Consider the following 23,201-nt stretch of genomic DNA (forward strand, 5'->3'; position numbering starts at 1 on the left):
TCCTCGATATACTGCTGAAACCGCGCACGAAGCGCCTTCGGCAAAGGTGCTGACATGATCCGATCCTCCCAGGGAGAGGGAAGCACAATCAGCGTCTTCTGGGAATCCCCGGCGATTCAGGTTTTCATAGAAACGCTCTAGTCATAGAGTCACCTCGAATTGGCACAAACGGAGCGTTTGGCTGGACCAGTGTCGCGCCATGGAAATCGTTGACGCCCGGTGCAAAGGAGCAGTCAGTATCTGGCTAGAGAGTGGGAGTTGTTATGAACCCCTCAAGGCATAGGCACCGACATCCAGACAGGTGACCAAACCGCAGGCAAGTTGACCTTCCCATGCCTCGATCTCCGCTAGGCGCCACCGGGTGGTGGTTCCGCCAAGCTTGACAGGCTTCGGGAATTCACCATGGCGCTTCCAGCGCCAGATCGTATCTTTGGATACGTTAAAGCGTTGAGCGACCTGATCGACGGAAAGGTAAAGATTCTCGGGTGACGTGTTGGTCATGCCCTTCTCCTTTTTTCGCGCACACGACCACACACCGGAAAACGCAGATTCCCCGGAGCGGGATGGATAATTTGTGCTGGTTTCGACTACGCGGATTATAGCAAGAATGACGGCGATTTATTTTAGGTTTCTATAGGATTCTTATAAGCCATTGATTTCTTAATGTTTTTAAATTCCACATACTGGTTACGTAATTGACCAACCCGCCCAATCCGCGACGATGGAGCAACCGTAGGCAAGCACGCCACTAAAACGCCTGCCAATAGTTTTCGCTGTTTCAGCAGCGTTCCCCCGCACGAGCCGCAGTCGACGTAACGGGCTGGCAGTGACCATTTCTTGTATTCTTCGACAACGATTCCAAGTATGGGTTACAATCGCAAATACAACTCACCGCATCACAAGTCCGCCATCGACCGCGATCTGGGAGCCAGTGATGTATGAAGCGTCTTTGGAAAGCAGAAAGATTGCGACGGCTGCCGCTTCCTCAGCAGTGCCTATACGTCTGAGCGCAAGACTGTTGACCAGGCCGGCCTCGAATTCTGTTCGCTCATCCGCTTGCATGAAATCTCTGAACTCCGTCGCGATCGGACCTGGCACAAGGCTGTTGACACGAATTCCCTTTGGGCCCAGTTCACTTGCCCATGTGCGCACAATCGAAAGCAGCGCACCTTTTGCTGCCGAGTAAAGACTGGTCATTGCAGCGCCCTCAAAAGAGGAACTGGAACTTGTAACAACGACGGATGCGCCAGGTCTGAGACGTTGAGCCAATGCTGCCAACTGAAGAACCGGCCCGCGAAGGTTTGTTGAAATGACCTTTTCAAATTCACTTGGCGACACATCTTCGATTGGACCCGTCCGCGCAAAGCCTGCATTCAGCCACAGGCCGTCCAATTGCTCCGCGTCAGTCAAAACCTCATTGAGCGCCACTCCTGAATTTAACGAAGATGCATCATTTTCAATGACCATGCCGTCATTTGCCATTTGATCTCCAAGTGTTCGGAGACGTTCGGAATTTCGCCCGACAGCGATCACGGTTGCACCCTCCGCCGAAAGGCGAAGAGCGCCAGCTCGGCCAATGCCGCTGGTTGCACCGGTAACGAGTATCCGTTTTCCCAGAAATCGCGACATGAGACGGTTCACTTTTCTGCAGCGATGACAAAAGGTTGTCCTTTCATTCAGACAAACAAACAGGTTCCCCGGTCGAGGCTGATCGCAACGCTGCACTAAGAATTTTGACAACGTTCCTTCCGTCGCTTCCCGATGGTTGAGGCGGCAGCTTTTTTCGAATGCACTCGGCAAATCTACGGAATTGTTCGTCGAACGACGGATCGCCATCGATGTAGGGCGTCAAAGGCGTCTCGGAAATCACATCCCCGTCGTATGTCAGCACGCGATCATCCCTCAAATGCATCATGCCTGACGGGCCGACGATCCATCGTTCGTTCACGCCGGGGCGCATGTTAAAGGATAGGTGTCCGGTTGCGGTGCTGCCGTCGGAAAAACGCATCACTATCGTGGCCTGATCTTCCCCTTCCCATTTGTCGCCTTTCAACCGAGAAGACTGAGCATAAACTGAAACCGGCGTTTCCCCCATCAGCATAAGCACTGTATCGACAACGTGCGGACCATTGAGGCCGATCGCCAAACCACCAGTTGCATCCGCGGATTTCCACCACGCCGCCTGGGCTTCGTCTACATAGACCCCGAGCACATGCACGATATCCAGCGGGCGACCCAGCTCCGCGACCCGTCGCGCCGCTTCCTGGGCCGCAGGAAAGAACCGGCGACATTGGGCGACCATCAGAACTCGTCCTGCTTTCTCCGCCGCGGCAATCATTGCGTCTGCTTCTTCGGGCGTGTTGCAGAGAGGTTTTTCGACCAAGACATGTTTGCCCGCTTCAAGTGCGGCGATCGCAGAAGATTTATGTAGATGGTTCGGTAGCGTAAGAACCACCGCGTCAATCTCCGGATCCCGAAGCACCGCCTCGTATTCATCAGATGCCTGGTGCGCATTGAATTGTTCGGCGAGCGCGCGGGTCCTTTGCCGATCCGAAGGCAGCCCGACAACAGCGGCCAGTTCGGCTATATCAGAATTGTTCTTGATGGCGGCAAGATGAGCGACTGCAATGCGGCCCGGTCCTACGACCGCCGTCCTGAGTTTTTCCATTTCGGAGTTCCTTAGTGGGTGACGAGACCGCCGTTAACATCGAGAGTCACGCCTGTGATAAAGCGTGCTTCGTCAGACGCCAGAAAGACCATTGCGCAGGCGATATCGTCGGCTTCAGGTATTTTCCGCAATGGTGTCTTGCTGATCAGATCTGCCTCCTGCTCAGGAGACATGATTTCCGTCAAGCGCTCGCCCCGAAATGCAGTGGGAGCTACTGCATTGGCGAGAATTCCACTTGGGCCATATTCGTGGGCTATGTGGCGCGTCAATCCGCAAGTTCCCGCCTTGGCCGCCGAGTAATGTGAACCCAGGAAATAGCTGTAGGTCCTAGCAGCCAATGAGGACACATTCACAATTCGGCCGTGACCTTGGTTGACCATAGTCGGCAGCACTCCCTGACAGCAGAGGAAAATACTCTTCAGGTTTGTATCAATGATACTTTGCCATTCCTGTTCTGTCGTATCGATCAAGCCGTTGTAAGGGTGGTAGCCGCCGGCGCAGTTTATGATGCCATCGATCTTGCCGCCTGTCTTGACGGCAAGGGCCACCATGTCATCGATCATTCTTTTGGAAGTGACATCCACATTTAAGGCAACCGCTGAGCCAGACGATACATCACCGTTGATTTGCTCCGCCACCTGGGACACGCGGTCACCGTCGATATCGGCCAGCACAAGCTGGGCACCCTCATTGGCGAGGAGGTGAGCGGCGCTGCGCCCCAAGCCCCGTGCAGCGCCCGTGACGATGATCGTTTTGTCTTCGAAACGCATTATTATCTCCTATTATGTGCTCAGATTGAGACGCTTGAAGCTTCGGGTCTGTTCAGTGATGGCGATTTCTGTTGGCAACCGCTCGACACTCGAGGCACCAAAAAAGCCCTGTATACCGTCGGTGCGACGAAGGACGTATTCTGCGTCGGCAGGATCCGCGATAGGACCACCGTGGCACAGAACGATAATATCGTTGCGGACCCGCTTGGCGGCGTCGTGCATGGATTGGATCCGGGCGACGGCGTCGTCCAAACTCATCGCCGTGTGCGCACCGATTACACCCTTCGTTGTAAGCCCCATGTGAGGAACCAAGACGTCTGCCCCGGCTTCGGCCATTGCAACAGCTTCATCCTCGTTGAAAACGTAGGGACAAGTAAGAAGGTCGAGCTCGTGAGCAGCACGGATCATGTCCACTTCGAGCCCATAACCCATACCGGTCTCTTCGAAGTTTGCCCGAATGGTTCCGTCAAATAGGCCGACCGTGGGGAAGTTTTGCACGCCAGTGAAACCGGCGCTTACGACTTCCCGCAAGAACTGTGGCATAAGCCGAAACGGATCAGTTCCGCAGACGCCTGCGAGCACAGGTGTATTTTTCACAACCGGAAGCACCTCTCCCGCCATTTCCATGACGATGGCGTTGGCATCTCCGTATGGCATCAGGCCTGCCATCGACCCTCTCCCGGCCATTCGGTAGCGGCCGGAATTATAAACGATGATAAGATCGACGCCGCCTGCTTCCTCGCATTTTGCGGACAGACCTGTCCCGGCTCCCGCCCCGACAATTGCGTTACCGGCCGCGGCCGTATTTCGCAGACGCTCCAGCGCCTCAGTTCGTTTCATGGTCCGACTCCTTCTATGATTGCGGTGAACTCGAGGTTGACTCAACGAGATCGGCCTCGGGCAGGATTTTGGCGTAGGGGGCATCCGAGTATGCGGACAGAAGATCGGTCAGCACGTGGAGACAACCGGCAAAGAAAGACATCGGCAGCACAAGTGCGATGAGATATTTCGGGATATCCCAAGGCAGGGAAAATGTCGTGCCTCCGACCATTTTCTGGAAGGATACAAAGTTCCAACCGGCCCAGACCACGTATGCCGAAAACCCGAAAATGCATATGCGGATGAGGACGAACACCATGACTTGTAGTCGACCATCAAGGATGTCCGGCAATATGGTCACTCCGACATGCTCGCGGAAATGCGTGCCCAAATTGGCGCCGATGAAGATCATCCAGACCAGAAGTATCTGGGCCGCCTCGTTCGTCCACGGCAACACAAGCCAGGTTAGCCGGGCAAAGATACCCGCACCGACGAGAATGGCGATGCCAAGGAAGAGCAAGATGATCATCCCCTTTTCGATGTTGACGACTGCAGCATCGATGCGTTGCAAACGCTTTGTAAAAGGATGCAGATCACGCGCGGTCATACGAACCTCGTTAGAAAGAGGGAAAGGCCGGGGAAACAGATCAGGCAGATCAGGATCGCCAACATGGCCAGCACATACGGAAGGACGTAGAGGCTGAGGCGTTCGATCCCGATCTTCCCGATCTTGGAAATAACGAACAAGCAGACGCCGACGGGCGGGGTCATCAACCCAATACACATTGCGACAACGAACACGACCCCGAAGTGTATTGGGTCAATGTTCAGAGCTTCGATGAACGGCAGGAAAACAGGCATCAGAATGATGATTGCGGCGAGCCCTTCCAGGAACATTCCCACGATCAGAAAGAAGAGGACCAGCACCACCCAGACCAGGAACCTGCTTCCAGAGGCTCGTGTCGCCAGATCCGCCGCGTATTGGGGTATCTGTTCCGAGGCAAGTATGTGTGCGGCAAGCGACGCCGTGGCCAGGATCAGCACTGCGACGCCAGTTGCCCGACCGGTATCGACAAGAATGTCTCCGAGGTCTCCGATTGAGATCGACCGGTAGACGAGCCAAGCTACCAGGAAGGAATACACCGCCGCAACAAGACCCGCCTCCGTCGGTGTGAACAGCCCGCTGAATAGGCCACCAACGATGATCGCAGGCGCGAAGATTGCCCAGCCGGCACTCCGGGTCTCGCGCCCGATGCGGCGAAGCGAAAAGGACGCGCCGGGTTGTAGGCCTGATGCACGCGCAACGAAGACGTTCACGATCATCATCCCGAAACCGCACATCAGTCCGGGAACAATGCCTGCGACAAGCATCTTGCTCGCCGATACGCCCGCCGCGACCGAATAAACCACCATAATGATGCTCGGCGGGATGATGGCGGCAAGGGTGGAAGACGAGGCCGCAATCGCTCCTGCAGCGCCCTTACTGTATCCTGTGCGTTTCATCATCTGGACCGACATTGGGCCCAATGCAGCTGCATCGGAGACGGCAGAGCCGGAGATGCCTCCAAAGATCATACTCGCCACGATGCTCGCATGCCCCATGCCACCGCGTGACCAACCGACCAAGCTGTCAGCGAAGCCGAACAGCCGGGAAGCAAGCGTCGAGCGCTGCATGATAGCCCCGGTCAACATGAACAGCGGCACTGCTGTCAAAATGAAGGAATCCATCGAGGAGATGAGCATCGTCGGCACCATCAGTGCGTTGGTGCCTTCGCTCGCAAGCAATGCAAGCATCGCACCTAGTCCGATGGAAATTGAAACTGGCACGCCCACCGCGAGGAACAGCAGAAATAGTATCAGCCAGATAAGCGAGATCATTGCATTCAGCTCCTGGATGTGCGTGCCGGGGTGATCAGCGGTCGGTCAGCGCGGACTGCGCCGCCGCGATGAGATCGGCGCCGATCTGGCTCTCGTAATCTGCCCAGACCGGGCGCATGTGCTCTCGGAAGGCATCGACCTGATCCGAAGTCAGCTGGGTGACGACCATTCCATTTTCTCTGAGCGTCGCGATGACGCTATCCTCCATGGACTTTTCGGCCTCAAATGTCTCGTCGCCCAGTTTTTTCAGCTTCTCCGTCAGCAGTTCCTGATCAGATTGCTCCAGCCGTTCCCAAAACTGCCTGTTGAAGGACACCATGAGCACGTCACCTGTGTAATTCACCATGCTCACGTATTGCGCCATGTCCCACCAAGCTTCTGTCTTCAGAAACTCCGTTGGCCGCTCCGCGCCCTCAATTGCGCCAAGCTCGAGCGCCGTGACCACTTCGGAAAACGGCATCGGCACCGGCACCGCGCCGAGCGCCTTGAATGTATCCGCCCAGAGCTTGATCTCGGGCACGCGGAAGCGCAAGCCTTGCATGTCGTCGGGCGTTTCGACGACACGCTCGTTGTTCACGATTTGCCTAAGCGCACGACTCCAGGTATCGACGACGACCAGGTTGCGCTTTTCCTGATCCGAATAGACATGATCCAGCACACCGCTTTCGCCGGCGAGATAGTCCAGATCGTCAATCGACCCATTCATAAACGGCAGGCTAAGCAGATTGAGCCGCGGATCGATGTTCGTGTAGAACGCGCTCGAAATGAACGCGAGGTCGACATTGCCTGCTTGAGCATTCTGAACCATCGTTCCGATCTTTCCGCCGGACAGGCTGGCCCCGGCGTGAAGCTCGAGATTGATACGGCCCTCGGTCTCGGATGCGAGAGATGAGGCAAGCTCCGCGAGCAGGCGATGTGTCAGTGATGTCGCTGGCGCATCATGTTCGACGCGTATTGTCAGATTCTCCTGAGCGGTCGCTGAAAACGCGCAAGCCACCGCCATTCCCGCAGCTGCTATGCTGCGGGTGAAAGTCCGTCTGTTAATCATGTGATCCTCCCTGGAATGCGTCGGCCTGATGTCCTTTCAGACCGATATGCTGATTTTCTGCTCACCGTGCGTGAGCAGCTTGCCTGGCAACCGCAACTCCTCTGCGATGCCGGTTCCTTCGATCATTCCAACCAGCATTCTGGTGGCGGCCTGACCGATATGTCTTGTTGGTTGTTCGATGACTGGGAGCGGGGGGTCCAAGAGAGCTGACCAGGGAGCGTTGTCGAAACTGATCACGTCGGCGTCGCGACCTCGCTTAAGCCCCAGTTCTCGCAGGGCGATCAGAACACCCTCTGCAATCCTGCTGCTTGAAGTCATCACGGCGGTAGGCCGATCGGTTCCGGAGAAGATGCGCATTGCCGACGCCCGAGCGCCGTCCGGATGGATCGTCCCACTACCAGTTCCAAGCCAGTCTGAGTTCACCCTTAGACCAGCCTCTTCCATGGCCTCCCGGAAACCAATCAATCGCTCGCTCGACGTCATCAGCTCCTGGCTTGCGATGATCGCGCCAATCTTCGTATGCCCGAGAGCGATCAAATGGTTCGCCGCGACCTTTGCCGCCTCAACGTTTCGAAGAAGCACCGCACCGCTGCGCCCCGCTTCGAGCCGGCGGTTCACCGCCACAATCGGGAAATCCGACGGAAGATCCGAATTGATGTATTCATGATCGCCCTGCGCCGGAGCGATGATCAACCCTTCGACGCGGCGTTCATACAAGTTTGCGACGGCCTGACGCTCGCGAAGCGGATCTTCATTGCTGTTCGCAAGAATGACCGAATAACCTTTGCTGTCGGCTTCTGCCTCGACCCCAGCCGCAACCTCCGAGTGGAAACTGTTCGCAAGGTCCGAGACGACCAATCCGATGACTTTCGAATTTTGTCCGCGCAGCGCGCCTGCGAGGCGGTTCTGCCTGTAGCCGAGCTCCTTTGCGGCTGCCATGACACGTTTCCGGGTCTCAACGCTGATTTCGCCCTGACCGTTGATGGCGCGCGAGACTGTCTGATAGGATACGCCCGCTTTTTCGGCGACATCCTTGATCGTGACATTCTTTTCTTTCCCGATTGCCATCAATAACCTCCCGTGAACGTTCACAATTGATAGCGCAAGTTCGACAGAAAGGTCAAGTAGGCGACAGAGATTCCGATAAACTCCTTATTTTTCGGTCCATTACGGCTTGCCCTGTGGTAACCTTTACATGTTTCCGCAACAGTAGGATGATATATTCACGTGAACGTTCACGAATCACATGGAGGAGAAACACTATGGGCCGCGTATACGTAGTCGGCACGGCTGACACGAAGCGAGAGGAACTGGATTACGTCCGTGAAAAAATCGCCCGGGCAGGCCATGCCGCAGCGCTTGTAGACGTTGGCATCGGCCCGACGACCGGCGTCGACATCCCCAACCATGTGATAGCCAAGTCTCATCCGGAAGGCGAAGAGTTCGTCTTTTCCCGCCAAACACGCGGGGAGGCGCTTGACGCCATGGGCCTCGCCCTAACCAGATACCTGAGCCAGCAGAACGACATAGACGGCGTTATCGGCATTGGTGGGTCCGGGAATACAGGCATGGTGACCCGAGCGATGCGCTCGCTGCCTGTCGGTCTTCCTAAGGTAATGGTCTCCACCATAGCCTCTGGAGATGTATCCACCTACGTCGGCTCGAGCGATATCAACATGATTTCCTCAATCACCGATATTGCCGGCCTCAACAGGATAAACAGGCTCATTCTGGGCAACGCAGCGACAGCGATAGCTGCCATGGCGGCTAACCCGGTATGCCAGACGCCATCGGAAAGACCTGAGATTGGCCTCACTCAGTTCGGCGTCACGACGCCATGCATAGACGGCGTCCGAGCGCATTTGAGCAGGGAATTTGACTGCATCAGCTTTCATGCGACGGGCACTGGCGGAAGAGCCATGGAGCAACTTGTGGCATCTGGGCTGATAGAAGGAGTTTTGGATCTCACCACTACAGAAATAGCGGATCACATTGTCGGGGGCGTGTTGTCAGCCGGGGAAGAGAGGCTGAACGCCGTCCGAGACACAGGGGTGCCATGCGTCTTGTCTCTCGGCGCATTGGACGTTGTGAACTTTTGGTCCCGGGAGTCTGTTCCCCCCCAGTTCGCAGAGAGAACGTTTCACAAGCACAACCCCGAAGTGACACTCATGCGAACTTCGGATGAAGAATGCGAAAAGATCGGCAGATGGATAGGAGGAAAGCTCAACAGCTGTCGTGGCCACGTGAAAGTCTTGGCCCCAATGAACGGCTTTTCTGCCCTCGACATTGATGGTGGCCCTTTTTGGGATCCCGCTGCAGATCAAACCCTTGTCGAAGCTCTAGCAAGCGAAATTGCGAAAACTTCCAACGTGGAATTGATTAAGTTCAACCTGCACATTAACGATAAGGAGTTTGCGCTTCGAGCAGCGAATCTCATGAGAGAAATGGTTTTTCAGTCGAGAATTCAATGAGTTGCGACCTTTGGCGCCAGAGCAGCAGCGAACTGCAGGAACGGGCAAGCAACTGAAGGTTTTTTGGTGGTATAGAGGGTGGGACACAAGCGTGCTTGGAAATTATTCCTTTAATTTCAATGGTTTGTCACTATAAATGGCGGAGACGAAGGGATTCGAACCCTCGAGACGGTTTCCCGTCTACTCCCTTAGCAGGGGAGCGCCTTCGACCACTCGGCCACGTCTCCGCCGACGCGTATAGCCGCCCAAGCGATGGATTTACAAGGCAAAACTTCAAATACTTGGCGACATGGCGCGAACGCCTCCAAGCCTTTGAAATGGCATGGAAAGGAAGGGCGCGGGGGAGTGCCACGGGAAGTGGTGCAGGAACTGGCGCCCACCTGCTTCTTCATAGCTGGTGTTGCTCGTTCATTCCGCGTCAGTATCGTCGCACATGGCTAACAGCTTTTCCACCGGCATGTAGCGGCGCGAGACGGCCCATTCGTCATTCTGTTCCAGCATGAACGCGCCGACGAGCCGGATTTCGGCCGCGCGGTTGGGGAAGATCCCGGACTTCGGCCGATGTGACGGAGCGGCCTGCTACGGCTGCAAAGCTTTCGCAACTTGGGGAAAAACCATGCAGTTCAGGATCATACCGGCCCGTGGCAATGTGCAATGCGGCTGCCTGGAACGCGGTCGGCCCCCGCCAACCCGTGACCTATACTCAATTTCGCCCGTTCGCAGGTCTATCGTTGACATCGGCATTTGTTCCAAAATAGCGTAAAAAATGTTCCGGTAAACGGAATTTCCGGAGTTGATCGAAGCGGGGGGAGTTTCGGTAGCACAATGCCTGACGGTCGGAACGCACAGGTTCAGACGATCGATCGCGCGGCGCGTGTGCTGCGCGCGATCGCAAGCGGACCGTCCGAAGGCCTGCGGTTGGTGGACGTGACCGACGGGCTCGGGCTGGGCAAGGCAACGGCGCACCGGCTTCTGCGCGGTCTGGCGGATGTGGGGTTCGTCGCGTTCAGCGAAACCACCAAGCGTTATGCCCTGGGCTTCGAAATCTACGCCCTGGGTGCGGCGGCGCAACGGTTCCGGATCGTGGACCTGGCGCGTCCGGCCCTCGCGCGGCTCGCGGCGAAGACGCGGGATACCGTCTATCTCTCCGTCCGGGACGGTGACCACGCCCTTTGCGTCGACCGCTGCACCGGCGAGTATCCGATCCGGACCCTGACCCTGGACGTGGGCGACCGCCGTCCCCTGGGAGTCGGGGCGGGGTCGCTTGCGCTTCTCGCCTTTCAGACCGAGGCGGACATCGCCCGGATCCTGCGGGACGACCACGCCATGCGGGCGCAGTTCGACGGCTTCTCCTCCGACGCTCTCGGAGACATGGTCCGCCGGTCCCGCGCGACGGGGCACGCCTTCAACGACGGCTACATCGTCAGTGCGATGGCAGCCATCGGCGTGCCGGTGCTCGATCCGGACGGGCGTGCGGTTGCGGCGCTGTCCATCGCCGCGATCCGCGAGCGGATGCAGGCGCCGCGTTCGGACGAACTGGTCGCGCTGCTGAGCGCCGAGGCCGAGGAGCTGAGCCAGCTGCTGACCGCTGGCGGAGGCAAGACGCTGAAAACGGAGGAATTTTCGTGATCGAAGGCGCAGCGGGCGACAACCGGGACATGACCAATCTGGACAAGGACCGGTTCCTGCCGATCCTGTCGCTGATGTGGAAGATCCGCTTTTTCGAAGAGGAAGCGATCGATGCGCAGAAGGAGGGGCTGGTGCTGGGCGCCATTCACCCTTCGATCGGGCAGGAAGCGGTCGCGGCAGGGATCTGCCCGAACCTCCGACCGACCGATCTGCTGCTGTCGACGCATCGCGGCCACGGGCACACGCTGGCCAAGGGGGCCGACCCGCTGGCCATGATGAAAGAGCTTTTTGGCCGCGAAGGCGGCACCTGCGGCGGCAAGGGCGGATCCATGCATATCGCCGATTTCGGCGTGGGGATGCTGGGCGCGAATGGCGTGGTCGGCGCGAATATCTCGATCGGCGTCGGCTCGGCCCATGCCCTGAAACTGCGCCGATCGGGCGACATCACCGTCTGCATTTTCGGTGACGGCGCGATCAACCGGGGCCCCTTCCTTGAGGGCCTGAACTGGGCGCGTATCTATGACCTGCCGATTCTTTTCGTTTGCGAAGACAACAACTTCTCGGCCACGACCCATACCCGCTCGATGACCGGCGGGCCGGGGGCCGTGGCGCGGGCCGAAAGCCTTGGCCTGCCGTCCCGGTCGGTCGACGGCAACGACGTGCTGGCGGTCGATGCCGTGGCCCGCGAGCAGATCGGGGCGATCCGGGCTGGCGACGGTCCGCGCTTTCTGCATTGCAATACGTACCGGATGACCGGCCACACCGCCGTCGACCCGGCGACCTATCGCGACCCGGCAGAGGTCGAGACATGGCGCGGTAACTGCCCGATCGCGCGACTTGAAAGGGCGCTTGGCCTGGCCGGTGTCGAGGCGGTGGAACTCGAACGCCTGCGTGACGGGGCCCGGGCCGACCTCAAGGCCGTCCGTGACGAGGCGAAGGACGCCCCCTGGCCCGATCCGGCACAGGCTTTCGACGACGTGCAGGATATCGGCAATCCGGCAGAGAGGGCCTATTGATGCAGACGCTGACCTATCTCAACGCCGGCCATCGCGCGCTTCTGGAAGAAATGCAGCGGGACGAGCGTGTCTGGGCGCTTGGCGAGGACCTGGGCCGGGGCGGCGTCTTCGGCCAGTATCACCACCTGCAAGAGATGTTCGGCGAAGAACGGATCGTCGACACGCCGATTTCCGAGGCCTGCATCATGGGCGCCGCCGTGGGCGCGGCCATGACCGAGACACGCCCCGTGGTCGAGATGCGCTTTTCCGATTTTGCGCTTTGCGCGGTAGATGAACTGGTGAACCAGGCGGCCAAGGCGCGCTTCATGTTCGGCGGCCAGATGCGCGTGCCCCTGGTCGTCCGCCAGCCGGTCGGCATATGGCGGTCCTCGGCGGCGCAGCATTCGCAATCGCTCGAAGCCTGGTACGCACATATCCCGGGCCTCGTGGTTGTCGCGCCCTCGACCCCGACGGACAACCTCGGCCTTTTGAAATCCGCAATCCGCTGCGACGATCCCGTCGTCTACATGGAACACAAGAACCTCTGGGCACTGGAAGGTGACGTGCCCGAGGGCGAGCACCTGGTGCCGCTCGGCAAGGCCGAGGTGGCGCGGGCCGGCGGCGACGTGACGCTGGTGACATGGTCGGCCATGCGCCACGTGAGCCTCGAGGCCGCAGAACTGCTGGCCGCCGAAGGCATCCAGGTCGAGGTCATCGACCTCCGCACCCTCTGGCCATGGGATCGTGAGACGGTGCTGGGTTCCGTCGAGCGGACCGGGAGAGTTCTGGTCGTTCAGGAGGCGGTGTCGGTTGCCGGGTTCGGCGCCGAGATCGCGGCCAGCGTGGCCGAGGAGATGCACGACCGCCTGAAAGCACCGGTGCGCCGCCTTGGCGCTCCGCGCATCCCGGTCTCTTACGCGCCCCCGCTGGAAGAGCGGGTGCACGTGCGCAAGGAACGAATCGTCGAGGCCGTGCGGGACATGACCCGCGCGACTGCGCCTCGTGAACCGGCGGGGCATTAGACCTGTCATTTTCTCAGGGAGGAGAATCGAATGAAACTGATGAAGACAATGTTGGCGGCAGGGGTCGCCGTGGCCGTGATGGGGCTCGCGCCGCTGCACGCCCAGGACTACAAGGAAGAGTACCGCGTTTCGACCGTGGTCCCCGCGCCTTTCCCGTGGGGGATCGCCGCCGAACGCTGGACGGAACTGGTGGGCGAGCGCACCGAGGGCCGGATCAACATGAAGGTCTATCCGGGCGTGCAGCTGGTTCAGGGCGACCAGACGCGGGAATTCACCGCCATGCGCCGTGGGATCATCGACATGGCCGTGGGATCGACCATCAACTGGTCGCCGCAGGTGACCGAGCTCAACCTCTTCTCGCTGCCGTTCCTGATGCCCGATTACGCGGCGCTCGATGCGCTGACGCAGGGCCCGGTCGGAGAGCAGATCTTCGAGGTCCTGCGCGAGAACGGCGTGGTGCCGCTGGCATGGGCCGAAAACGGCTTCCGCGAGGTGACCAATTCGCAGCGCGAGATCCGCAAGCCCGCGGATATGGAAGGCCTCAAGATGCGCGTGGTCGGGTCGCCGATCTTCAATGACATGTTCACGGCAATGGGCGCCAACCCCACGCAGATGAGCTGGGCCGACGCACAGCCCGCGCTGACCACCGGTGCGGTGGACGGGCAGGAAAACCCGCTGACCATCTACTCGGTGCTCAACATGCACGAACTGGGGCAGGACAAGGTGACGCTGTGGCACTACGTGGCCGACCCGCTGATCTTCGCGCTGAACCAGGAGGTCTGGGACAGCTTCACCCCCGAGGACCAGGAGATCGTGCGCCAGGCGGCCATCGAGGCCGGGGCCCATGGGATCGAAGTGGCCCGCAAGGGTCTGACCGATGACGACCAGACGCTGCTCGACGACATTCGCGACAAGGGCGTGACCGTTGTCACCCTCACCGAGGAGGAGCGCCAGGCCTTCGTGGACATCACCCGCCCCGTCTACGAGAAATGGACCGACATGATCGGCGCGGACCTCGTGAAGATGGCAGAGGAGTCCATCGCGAACCGCTGACGACGAGACGGCCGGGGGCGGGCGCGCAGGTTGCATCCGCCCCCGCACGATGCAGGAGATTCCCATGTCCGATCATGAAACCAGCGAGATCGGTGTCACCGGCACGGACACCGGCGCCGACCACGTCCGCGTCCCCGTGCGGATCGAAGAGGCGATGGGCGCCGCCGCCCTGGCCGTGATCTGCCTGATCTCGCTCGGAAATGTCGTGGTCCGCTATGCCACCAACGTGTCCTTCGCCTTCACCGAGGAATTCTCGGTCTTCCTGCTGGTCTTCATGACCTTCACCGGCGCCTCCCTCGCCTTCGCCACGAACGAGCACATCCGGATCACCTTCTTCCTCGACCGCCTGCCGGAGCGTCTGCGCTGGCTGGCCGAGGTCGTGACGCTGGTCGTAACCGTCACGATGTTCTCGATGATCATCTGGTACGGGGGTCGCGTGACCTACGACGAGTGGTACTGGGGCGAAACCTCGCCCGGGCTCGGAAACCCGGTATGGCTCTACACCATCTGGCTTCCGCTGCTGTCCATCGCGATCATCCTGCGTGTGCTGGGTCGCGGCTGGGCCAAATTGTTCCGCCCCGGCTGAGGACCCAGGCAAATGGACCCGAACCTACTTCTCCTGCTGACCTTCGTGGTCCTCATGTTCCTCGGCACGCCGATTGCCGTCGCACTGGGCTTTGCCGGCGCGGTCGGCATCCTGGCAGGGCTCGACCTGACCGCCCTGGGCATGATTGGTCCCAACACCTACGCGGCCATCGCGAAGTATCCGCTGATCGCGATCCCGCTTTTCATCCTGACCGGCATGGTCTTCGAACGCTCCGGCGTCGCCGCCCGGCTGGTGGAATTCGCCCAGGCGATCATCGGCCCGCGTCGCGGCGGGCTGGCGCTGGTGGCGGTGCTCGTCTGCCTGATCATGGGGGGCATGTCCGGGTCCGGCCCGGCAGACGCCGCCGCGGTGGTCACGGTGATGCTGCCCTCGATGCTGAAGGCGGGCTATCCCCGCGGCTTCACCGCGAGCGTCGTGGCCGCCTCCTCCTCCACCGCGATCCTGATCCCGCCCTCGGTGGCGATGATCGTCTATTCGGTGATCGTACCGGGCATGGACCTGCGCGCGCTCTTTGCCGCCGGGATGGTGCCGGGCCTGTTGGTGGGGCTGGCCGTCGCCGTGCCGGCGCTCCTTCTCAGCCGCAAGTACAACTTCGGTATCAACGAAGACCCGAACCGCCCGCCCTTCTGGCCCAGCTTCCGCCGCGCGATCCCCGGCCTGATGGCCCCGGTCATCATTCTCGGCGGTCTTCGGTCGGGCCTCTTCACCCCGACCGAAACGGCCGTGGTCGCCGTCACCTACGGGTTGATCGTGGGCGTGTTTCTCTACCGGACAATGGGCCTGCGCGAAATCTACGACGTGCTGGCCGCCAGCGCCAAGATCTCCGGCGTGGTGATGGTCATCATCTCGCTTGCCGGTCTCTTCGCATGGGCGGGGTCCACCATGGGCGCATTCGATGCGACCACCGCCGCGCTCCTGTCTGTGTCGGACAACGAATGGGTGATCCTGGTTTTCCTGATGATCGTCCTGATCCTGGCGGGCATGGTGCTGGACGGGGTGTCCATCTACCTGATCGCGGTGCCGCTTCTGGTCCCTATCGTTCAGGCCTTCGAATGGTCCTTCGTCTGGTTCGGGGTGGTCATGGCCATGCTCGTGGCCATGGGCCAGTTCACGCCCCCGGTGGCGGTCAATCTGATGGTCGCCTCCAAGATCGCCGACACGCCGCTCGAAAGCACCTTCCGCTGGATCGGCTGGCTGCTGCTCGGCACGCTGGTGGCGCTCGGACTGGTCGTCATCTTCCCCGAACTCTCGCTCTGGCTGCCGCGGGTTCTGGGCTATCGCATCAACTGACTCGAAGAGGGCATTATGAACCAGAAAAACCACAACGAGATGTCCGGGGGCGAGGCGCTGGTGCACATGCTGCTCAAACACGGGGCCGGCCCGGTATTCGGCATGGGCGGTTTCCAGCTCCTGCCCTTCTACGACGCCGCGCGCCGGCTCGGGCTCAACCACAATCTGATCAACGACGAACGCTGCGGCGTGTTCGCCGCCGATGCCTATGCCAAGGTCTCGGGTCGTGTCGGGATCGTCGATGCGACGCTCGGCCCCGGGGCCACCAACCTAGTCACCGGTCTGGTCGAAGCCCTCAACGCGGGCAGCCCGATGGTCGCCATCGTCGGCGACTCGCACCGCGACCATTCGTGGAAGAACATGACGCAGGAGGCGCGGCAGGCCGAGATCCTGCGGCCCGCCGTGAAGGAACTGATCCGCGCCGAAAGCGTCGCGCGCCTCCCCGAACTCGTCCGCCGCGCCTTCACCGTCGCCACGACCGGGCGTCCCGGCCCGGTGGCGCTTGTCGTGCCGGAAGACGTGGCGCATGGCACGCATGGTTTCTCCGAAGGCGATTTCACCGCCGCCGCCCGTTACGAGTCGGCCCCGGCACTGCGCGCGCGCCCCGACGCGGACAGCCTGGCCGAGGCCGCGGCCATGCTGATCGGAGCGGAAAAACCATTGATCCTCGCCGGCGGCGGCGTGCACCTGTCGCAGGCGGCGAACGACCTGCAATCCTTCGCAGAAACGCACGGCATTCCCGTCGCCCACACCCTCAGCGGAAAGGGCGCGGTTGCCTGCACCAGCCCGATCTCTGCCGGGCTCTTCGGACGCTATGACCGGATCGCCAACGACATGATCGCCGAAAGCGATTGTCTTCTGGTGGTCGGCTGCAAGCTGGGCGAGATCGCAACCAAGCGCTACACGGTGCCCGAGCCGGGCAAGACGCTCATCCATCTCGACTGCGTGGCCGAGGAGATCGGCCGAACCTACCAGCCCACCTTGCCCCTCTGGGGCGATGTGCGCGAAAGCATCCGCGATCTGGCCGCCGCGCTGGATGGCAAGCCGGCGCCCGACGCGCGCAAGGCCTGGACCGAAAGCGTGCCGACCCGCATGGCCGCTTGGCGCGAGACGGCGCGCGAACGGCTGGAAAGCGACGAGGTGCCGGTGTCGATGGGCCGCCTGATGGGCGAACTCAACGCCACTCTGCCCGAAGACGCAATCCTGATCGCCGATGGCGGCTTTGCCGCACATTGGGGCGGCCTGCTTTACGACCAGCCCAGGGCCGGGCGCGGCTTCGTGCCGGACCGGGGCTTTGCCTCCATCGGCTACGGTCTGCCCGGTGCGATCGGCGCGCGCCTCGCCGCGCCCGAGCGGGCGGTGGTCGCCCTGACCGGCGACGGTGGCTTCAACATGGTCCTGGGAGAGCTGGAAACCGCCCGCCGCATGGGGCTTGCCGTCACCATCATCGTGGTGAACAACGCCGCCTCTGGCTATGTCAAAGCGCTGCAGCACCTGATGTACGGCGAAGGGGCCTATCAATCGAGTGACCTTGCCGAGACCAACTACGCCGCCGCGGCCGAGGCGCTTGGCTGTCGCGGGATCCGTATCGAGGCACCGGGTCAACTGGCGGACGCCCTGAGGCAGGCTTTGAACGAACCGGGCCGCCCCACGGTGCTGGACGTCGTGGTGACGCGCGATCCGGGCAAGATGCTGCCTGCCGCCGACAGCCGCGCGGCGCAGGTCAGGAAGGGCGACAGGATTGCCTGACCTGCAAGCTCCGCTGCTTGCCGACAGCGTCACGAAATTGGGGGCGGAGGCCGTCGGCCGGGTGGTCGTTTCGGGCTCGCACGGCGGAACCTACGCCGCATGGGCCGCCTGCAAGGCGGGGTGCCGCGCCGTCATCCTGCACGACGCGGGTGTCGGCCTGGACGGCGCAGGTATCGGCGGGCTGCTGTACCTGGAAAAGCTGGGCATGGCCGCCGCCGCCGTGGATCACACCAGTGCTCCAATCGGGCAGGCAGCGCGGATGCTGGACAGCGGCCGCATCTCGCACGCCAATGACCGGGCGCGTGATTGCGGCGTATCGCCAGGCATGCCCTGCGCCGAGGCCGCCGCCCGGCTGGCCGCCGCCCCCATGCAAACGTACGATTGCCCGGTGGTCGCCGAAGCGCGCGAGGTCCTGACGCCGGACGGCGCACGCCGTGCGTTGGTGCTTGTCGACTCGGCCAGCCTCGTCCTGCCGGAGGATGCCGGCCGCATCGTCGTTACCGGGTCGCATGGCGCTCTGTTCGGCAGCGATCCGATGAATGCGATCAAGGCCGATGCCTTCCTTGCGCTTTTCAACGATGCGGGTGGCGGGCCGGGAACAGGGCGTCTGCCCGTGCTGGAAACCCGCGGCGTCGCCGCCGCGACGGTCGCCGCAGGCAGCGCCCGCATAGGCGAGGCACGTTCGACATGGCAGGACGGTATTATCTCCGCCGCGAACGCGCGGGCGCGTGCCTTGGGCGCACGACCCGGGATCGGTGCCCGAGAATTGGTGGCGCGGGCGCTCGAAGCGTAGCGACCCCTGCTGTCCTCGTTGCGGCGCAGCGTGTTACCCGCCACCATCCGTGACCCGTTCAACCCAGAATTCCGGCGGCCGTGTCAAGCAGGCTCGGCAGAAACCTCTCAAGGACTTGTTTTTCATTGAAAGCAATGCCGGAAATGGAGATCTGTACCGCAGCATGCGCCTGACCATCGGTGCCTCTCACGGGTGCGGCGAGGCTGATTTCATTGAGCAACATTTGATCCCGGGTGATGCAGAATCCGTCTTCGCGGGCCGACTTTATGTGTCTTGCGATGTCGCTCCGGTCCATGAGCGTCTTCCGCGTCGCCTGAACCAGGGGCCAACGGGAACAGGCGTGACCAATTTCCTCGTCGCTTCTGGTCGATAGCATCACCCTTCCGGAAGCCGTGTTCAGCGCAGGCAAACGTCGTCCCACGATACTTGCCGCGAAATGCGTCCGCTGGTTGGGCAGCCGCAGCGAATAGATGATATGATCGCCCGAGATCTGCGCCAGGTTCACCGTCTCGCCCATGGCGCGGCTGAATTCGATCAGCTTGGGCAGGGCGCGGGCGATCAGGGGGTCGGACCAGTAGTAGGCGTAGGCCAGTTCCAGCCACGCGTGGCTCGGACGGTACAGGCGTGATTTCGGATCGCGGTCCAGCATCCCTTCCACGTGCAGCGTGTGCGCCATCCGCTGCACCGCGCTTTTCTCCAGCCCGGTGCGCGCCACAAGATCCGTGAGCGACAGCGCGACATGTGATTCGTCGAACGCCCGGAGGATCTGCAGCCCCCGTGCCAGCGTGCTCGCGTACAGGCTGTCCCGCTTCCTTTCCATGTTTTCCTCCCCCTTAGGGTGTCCCGTGGCGGTTGAATACACCCGGGTCTTGACGCCGACCTGCAACACATTGCTATACTGATCAAATAGCAATCGGCAATATCAAATAGTGATAACCACCATCACGCAACAGGGAGTCGTCATGCTCGTAAAGACCAAAACAACCGCAACCCTCCTCGCCTCGGTCCTAGCGGCCGGCATGGCCTTGCCCGCCTTGGCCGACAAGGCCTCGGGCACGCTCAACGTCGCCTTCACGAAGGAGCTGGAGAATGTCGACAGCTACTTCAATTCGTCCCGCGAAGGGGTGGTGCTGCAACGCGCCATCTGGGACGGGCTGATCTATCGCGACCCCGAAACCAACGAATATGTCGGCAACCTCGCCACCAGCTGGGAATGGATCGACGACACCACGCTGGAATTCAAGCTGCGCGAGGGCGTCACCTTTCACAACGGCGAGGCGTTCAACGCCGATGACGTGGTCTACACCGTCAACTTCGTCGCCAAGGAAGAAAGCGGCGTGAAGACCCAGCGCAACGTCAACTGGATGGAATCGGCCGAAAAGATCGACGAATTCACCGTGCGCATCAACCTCAAGGACAAGTTCCCGGCGGCGATCGAGTTCCTGTCCGGCCCGGTCTCCATGTACCCGGACGAATACTACGCCGAGGCCGGCCCCTCCGGCATGGGCCTGAAGCCCGTCGGCACCGGCCCCTACAAGGCCGTCGATGTCACGCCGGGTCAGCGTTTCGTGCTCGAAGCCAACGAGAACTACCACGACAGCCCCAAGGGCCAGCCCGAGATCGAAAAGATCGACATCCGTACCATCCCGGACGTGAACACGCAGATGGCGGAACTCTTCTCCGGTTCGCTCGACCTGATCTGGCAGGTGCCCGCCGACCAGGCCAACAAGCTGGCCACCCGTGATGAACTCACCGTCGCCAACGAATCCACCATGCGGGTAGGTTACCTGCAGATGGATTCCGCCGGCCGCTCGGGCGAGAACCCGTTCACCAACAAGCTGGTGCGCGAGGCCGTCAACTATGCCATCAACCGGCAGGAACTGGTCGATGCCCTCCTTCAGGGAGCCTCCCAGGTCGTCTACACCCCCTGCTTCCCCAGCCAGTTCGGCTGTAATCAGGACGTGACCGAGTACGAATACAATCCCGAGAAGGCCGAAGAACTGCTGGCCGAGGCGGGGTACCCCGATGGCTTCACCGTCGATTTCTACGCCTACCGCGACCGCCAGTATGCCGAGGCGATCACCTCGTACCTGAACGCCGTGGGCATCGAGACAAACTTCAACATGCTGCAATACTCGGCCCTGCGCGAACTCAACATGAAGGGCGAGGTGCCGATCTCGTTCCAGACCTGGGGCAGCTACTCGATCAACGACGCCTCGGCCATGGTCAGCCAGTTCTTCAAGCACGGCTCGCTCGACAGCACGCGCGACGACCAGGTGCTCGAATGGCTGAACATCGCCGACAGCTCGACCGACCCGGACGAGCGGGTGGAGTACTACACCAAGGCCCTGCAGCGCATCACGGAAGAGGCCTACTGGGCGCCGATGTTCACCTACAACACCAACTACGTGTTCACGGATGAAGTCGCCTACACGCCCACGCCCGACGAGGTGCTGCGCTTCGTCGACATGAGCTGGAACTAAGACAGTCCAGGTGAGGGGCCGGCTCCGGCCCCTCACCCGACCGACCTTCAAGACACGAACTCCCTTCCCCCGCAACGCGCACAAGGCGCGTCACGCGAAAGGTCCGCCATGCTCACATTCATAATGAAACGCCTCGGTCTGGCTGTGCTGGTCGCCTTCACCGTCAGCTTCATCAGTTTCTCGCTGCTGTTTCTGTCCGGCGATCCGGCCGCGGCGCTCGCGGGGGAAACCGCCAGCGGCGAGGATGTCGAGACGCTGCGCCGCCTCTACGGCTTCGACCGCCCGATGCTGGTGCAATACGGCGACTGGCTGTTCTCGGCGCTGCAGGGGGATTTCGGCGAAAGCTATTACTTCAAGCTGCCCGTCGCCAGCCTGATTGCCGAACGCCTGCAGGTCACCATGACCCTGGGCGTCTGCGGCATCCTCTTCGCGCTGATCACCGCAGTGCCGCTGGGCGTGGTCGCGGCGATCCGCCCCAATTCGATGATCGACCGCGTGGCGCTCTTCCTGTCGGTTGCGGGCCAGGCGATGCCCTCGTTCTGGTTCGGCCTGATCCTGATCGTGATCTTCGCGATCCAGCTGGGCATGCTGCCGCCCTCGGGCGCGGATTCGTGGCGGCATTTCATCATGCCCACCATCGTGCTGGGCTATTACGCCATGCCCGCCATCATGCGCCTGACACGCGCGGGCATGCTGGACGTGCTTAACTCCGACTATATCCGCACCGCGCGGGCCAAGGGCGCGGGCGAATCCCGCGTTCTCTTCAAGCACGCGCTGCGCAACGCCATCATCCCCGTGGTCAGCCTCGCCGCCGTGCAGATGGGCTTCATGCTGGGCGGCTCGATCGTGGTCGAAAGCGTCTTCGCCCTGCATGGCGCGGGATACCTCGCCTGGGAAAGCATCGCCCGCAACGACCTGCCAACCGTGCAGGCGCTGATCCTCGTCTTCTCGATGTTCTACATCGTCTTCACCTTCCTCGCCGACGTTCTGAACGCCTGGCTGGACCCCAGAATGCGGAGTGCCTGACGTGACCGATACGACCGATCCACTCTCCCGCGAAATCCAGGGGCCCTCGCCCCGCCAGATGCTCAAGGCCCGCGCGCTGTCGCACAAGGGGCTGATGTTCGGCATGGTCGTCGTGGGTCTGCTGGTGCTGGTGGCGATCTTCGCGCCCCTGCTGACCCCGCACGACCCCTACGCCCAAAGCCTGATGAAGCGGATGGTCCCCCCGGTCTTCATGGGCGGCACGTGGGAACATCCCCTGGGCACCGATCACCTGGGCCGGGATTACCTGTCGCGGCTCATCTACGGTGCCCGCGTGTCGCTTCTGATCGGCGCTGTCGCGGCGCTGATCTCGGGCGTTATCGGCACCGCGATGGGCGTCGCCGCGGGCTATTTCGGCGGCAAGGTCGACGCCGTGGTAACCTTTCTCATCAACGTGCGCCTCGCCATGCCCGTCGTGCTGGTGGCGCTCGCGGTGGTGGCCATCCTCGGCGGCTCGCTCACCGTGGTGATCTGCGTGCTGGGCCTCCTGCTCTGGGATCGTTTCGCCGTGGTGATGCGCGCCTCCACCCTGCAGATCAGCCGGCGCGATTACGTCGCCGCCGCACAGGTGATCGGCGCCTCGACCCCGCGCATCGTCCTGACCGAGATCATGCCGAACGTGTTCAACAACCTCATCGTGATCGTCACGCTGGAAATGGCCCACGCCATCCTTCTGGAAGCCGCGCTCAGCTTCCTCGGCCTCGGCGTCCAGCCGCCGATCCCCTCCTGGGGCCTTATGGTCTCCGAGGGCAAGAACATGATGCTGTTCGAGCCGTGGCTGGTGCTGATCCCCGGCGCCGTGCTCTTCGCCCTCGTGCTGGCAATCAACCTCATGGGCGACGGCCTGCGCGACGTCACCGCCCCCGAAGGACGGAGCTGACG

General features: G+C 61.3%; 22 protein-coding genes, 1 tRNA gene and 1 pseudogene. 12 read left to right on the forward strand and 12 right to left on the reverse strand.

The annotated features are described in order from the left end of the window. Positions 1 to 261: 261 nt before the first annotated feature. From RLN94_RS14870 to RLN94_RS14910, 9 genes are all read right to left on the reverse strand, one after another. Positions 262 to 501 (reverse strand): helix-turn-helix transcriptional regulator, encoded by a 240-nt coding sequence (locus RLN94_RS14870; protein ID WP_350124584.1) that lies wholly within the window; start codon positions 499 to 501, stop codon positions 262 to 264. Between the two features lie 387 nt (positions 502 to 888). After that, positions 889 to 1,629: an SDR family NAD(P)-dependent oxidoreductase gene (locus RLN94_RS14875; RefSeq protein WP_350124587.1), complete on the reverse strand. Its 741-nt coding sequence runs from the start codon at positions 1,627 to 1,629 to the stop codon at positions 889 to 891. 43 nt (positions 1,630 to 1,672) lie between these two features. Further along, the gene (locus RLN94_RS14880) at positions 1,673 to 2,668 is read right to left on the reverse strand and encodes a Gfo/Idh/MocA family protein (protein WP_350124581.1); all 996 of its coding nucleotides are present in this window, start codon (positions 2,666 to 2,668) and stop codon (positions 1,673 to 1,675) included. 11 nt (positions 2,669 to 2,679) lie between these two features. After that, positions 2,680 to 3,438 (reverse strand): SDR family NAD(P)-dependent oxidoreductase, encoded by a 759-nt coding sequence (locus RLN94_RS14885; protein WP_350124578.1) that lies wholly within the window; start codon positions 3,436 to 3,438, stop codon positions 2,680 to 2,682. 12 nt (positions 3,439 to 3,450) lie between these two features. Then, positions 3,451 to 4,278, reverse strand: a complete 828-nt coding sequence (locus RLN94_RS14890) for a phosphoenolpyruvate hydrolase family protein (RefSeq protein WP_350124575.1) — start codon at positions 4,276 to 4,278, stop codon at positions 3,451 to 3,453. A gap of 13 nt (positions 4,279 to 4,291) precedes the next feature. Then, on the reverse strand, positions 4,292 to 4,864 hold the full coding sequence (locus RLN94_RS14895; RefSeq protein ID WP_350124572.1) for a TRAP transporter small permease: 573 nt from the start codon (positions 4,862 to 4,864) through the stop codon (positions 4,292 to 4,294). After that, entirely contained in the window at positions 4,861 to 6,135 is a 1,275-nt protein-coding gene (locus RLN94_RS14900; RefSeq protein ID WP_350124569.1) for a TRAP transporter large permease, read from the reverse strand. The genes RLN94_RS14895 and RLN94_RS14900 overlap by 4 nt, the downstream gene beginning before the upstream one ends. A gap of 34 nt (positions 6,136 to 6,169) precedes the next feature. Next, complete coding sequence (locus tag RLN94_RS14905) at positions 6,170 to 7,183, reverse strand: TRAP transporter substrate-binding protein (RefSeq protein ID WP_350124566.1); 1,014 nt, start codon at positions 7,181 to 7,183, stop codon at positions 6,170 to 6,172. Between the two features lie 36 nt (positions 7,184 to 7,219). Further along, a complete protein-coding gene (locus RLN94_RS14910) occupies positions 7,220 to 8,251 on the reverse strand; it encodes a LacI family DNA-binding transcriptional regulator (RefSeq protein WP_350124563.1) in 1,032 nt (343 codons plus the stop codon). Between the two features lie 194 nt (positions 8,252 to 8,445). On the opposite strand from RLN94_RS14910, the gene RLN94_RS14915 reads away from it, so the two are divergent. Then, positions 8,446 to 9,654, forward strand: a complete 1,209-nt coding sequence (locus RLN94_RS14915) for a Tm-1-like ATP-binding domain-containing protein (protein WP_350124561.1) — start codon at positions 8,446 to 8,448, stop codon at positions 9,652 to 9,654. Between the two features lie 137 nt (positions 9,655 to 9,791). Here RLN94_RS14915 and RLN94_RS14920 read toward each other — a convergent pair. Then, a tRNA-Ser gene (locus tag RLN94_RS14920) sits at positions 9,792 to 9,881 on the reverse strand. Between the two features lie 181 nt (positions 9,882 to 10,062). Next, positions 10,063 to 10,203: pseudogene (locus RLN94_RS14925) on the reverse strand (IS256 family transposase); the annotation flags it as partial. 276 nt (positions 10,204 to 10,479) lie between these two features. Between RLN94_RS14925 and RLN94_RS14930 the strand changes: the two are divergent. The 8 genes from RLN94_RS14930 (at position 10,480) to RLN94_RS14965 (ending at position 18,792) form a co-directional block, all read left to right on the forward strand. Then, positions 10,480 to 11,283 carry an IclR family transcriptional regulator gene (locus tag RLN94_RS14930; RefSeq protein ID WP_350124558.1) on the forward strand — a complete coding sequence of 268 codons (804 nt, stop codon included), beginning with the start codon at positions 10,480 to 10,482 and terminating at the stop codon, positions 11,281 to 11,283. After that, complete coding sequence (locus RLN94_RS14935; protein ID WP_350124555.1) at positions 11,280 to 12,299, forward strand: thiamine pyrophosphate-dependent dehydrogenase E1 component subunit alpha; 1,020 nt, start codon at positions 11,280 to 11,282, stop codon at positions 12,297 to 12,299. Before RLN94_RS14930 ends, RLN94_RS14935 begins: the two co-directional genes overlap by 4 nt. Further along, complete coding sequence (locus RLN94_RS14940; protein ID WP_350124552.1) at positions 12,299 to 13,300, forward strand: alpha-ketoacid dehydrogenase subunit beta; 1,002 nt, start codon at positions 12,299 to 12,301, stop codon at positions 13,298 to 13,300. Before RLN94_RS14935 ends, RLN94_RS14940 begins: the two co-directional genes overlap by 1 nt. A 30-nt stretch (positions 13,301 to 13,330) precedes the next feature. Further along, positions 13,331 to 14,353 carry a DctP family TRAP transporter solute-binding subunit gene (locus RLN94_RS14945; protein WP_350124549.1) on the forward strand — a complete coding sequence of 341 codons (1,023 nt, stop codon included), beginning with the start codon at positions 13,331 to 13,333 and terminating at the stop codon, positions 14,351 to 14,353. Between the two features lie 64 nt (positions 14,354 to 14,417). Beyond that, the gene (locus tag RLN94_RS14950) at positions 14,418 to 14,939 is read left to right on the forward strand and encodes a TRAP transporter small permease (RefSeq protein ID WP_350124546.1); all 522 of its coding nucleotides are present in this window, start codon (positions 14,418 to 14,420) and stop codon (positions 14,937 to 14,939) included. Between the two features lie 12 nt (positions 14,940 to 14,951). After that, the gene (locus RLN94_RS14955; protein WP_350124543.1) at positions 14,952 to 16,250 is read left to right on the forward strand and encodes a TRAP transporter large permease; all 1,299 of its coding nucleotides are present in this window, start codon (positions 14,952 to 14,954) and stop codon (positions 16,248 to 16,250) included. 15 nt (positions 16,251 to 16,265) lie between these two features. Continuing rightward, positions 16,266 to 17,999 carry a thiamine pyrophosphate-binding protein gene (locus tag RLN94_RS14960; protein WP_350124540.1) on the forward strand — a complete coding sequence of 578 codons (1,734 nt, stop codon included), beginning with the start codon at positions 16,266 to 16,268 and terminating at the stop codon, positions 17,997 to 17,999. Next, entirely contained in the window at positions 17,992 to 18,792 is an 801-nt protein-coding gene (locus RLN94_RS14965) for a hypothetical protein (protein WP_350124537.1), read from the forward strand. Before RLN94_RS14960 ends, RLN94_RS14965 begins: the two co-directional genes overlap by 8 nt. Positions 18,793 to 18,850: 58 nt before the next feature. On the opposite strand, the gene RLN94_RS14970 is transcribed toward RLN94_RS14965, so the two are convergent. Further along, positions 18,851 to 19,612, reverse strand: coding sequence for an IclR family transcriptional regulator (locus RLN94_RS14970; protein ID WP_350124534.1), 762 nt, complete (start codon positions 19,610 to 19,612; stop codon positions 18,851 to 18,853). A 142-nt stretch (positions 19,613 to 19,754) separates the two neighbouring features. Here RLN94_RS14970 and RLN94_RS14975 point away from each other — a divergent pair, with 142 nt between their 5' ends. The 3 genes from RLN94_RS14975 (at position 19,755) to RLN94_RS14985 (ending at position 23,199) form a co-directional block, all read left to right on the forward strand. Beyond that, entirely contained in the window at positions 19,755 to 21,275 is a 1,521-nt protein-coding gene (locus RLN94_RS14975; RefSeq protein WP_350169187.1) for an ABC transporter substrate-binding protein, read from the forward strand. Positions 21,276 to 21,383: 108 nt separating this feature from the next. Continuing rightward, on the forward strand, positions 21,384 to 22,301 hold the full coding sequence (locus RLN94_RS14980; RefSeq protein WP_350124528.1) for an ABC transporter permease: 918 nt from the start codon (positions 21,384 to 21,386) through the stop codon (positions 22,299 to 22,301). A 1-nt stretch (position 22,302) separates the two neighbouring features. Next, entirely contained in the window at positions 22,303 to 23,199 is an 897-nt protein-coding gene (locus tag RLN94_RS14985; RefSeq protein ID WP_350124525.1) for an ABC transporter permease, read from the forward strand. Positions 23,200 to 23,201: the final 2 nt, after the last annotated feature.

It is taken from the genome of Roseovarius sp., assembly GCF_040223625.1.
Lineage (GTDB): Bacteria > Pseudomonadota > Alphaproteobacteria > Rhodobacterales > Rhodobacteraceae > Roseovarius.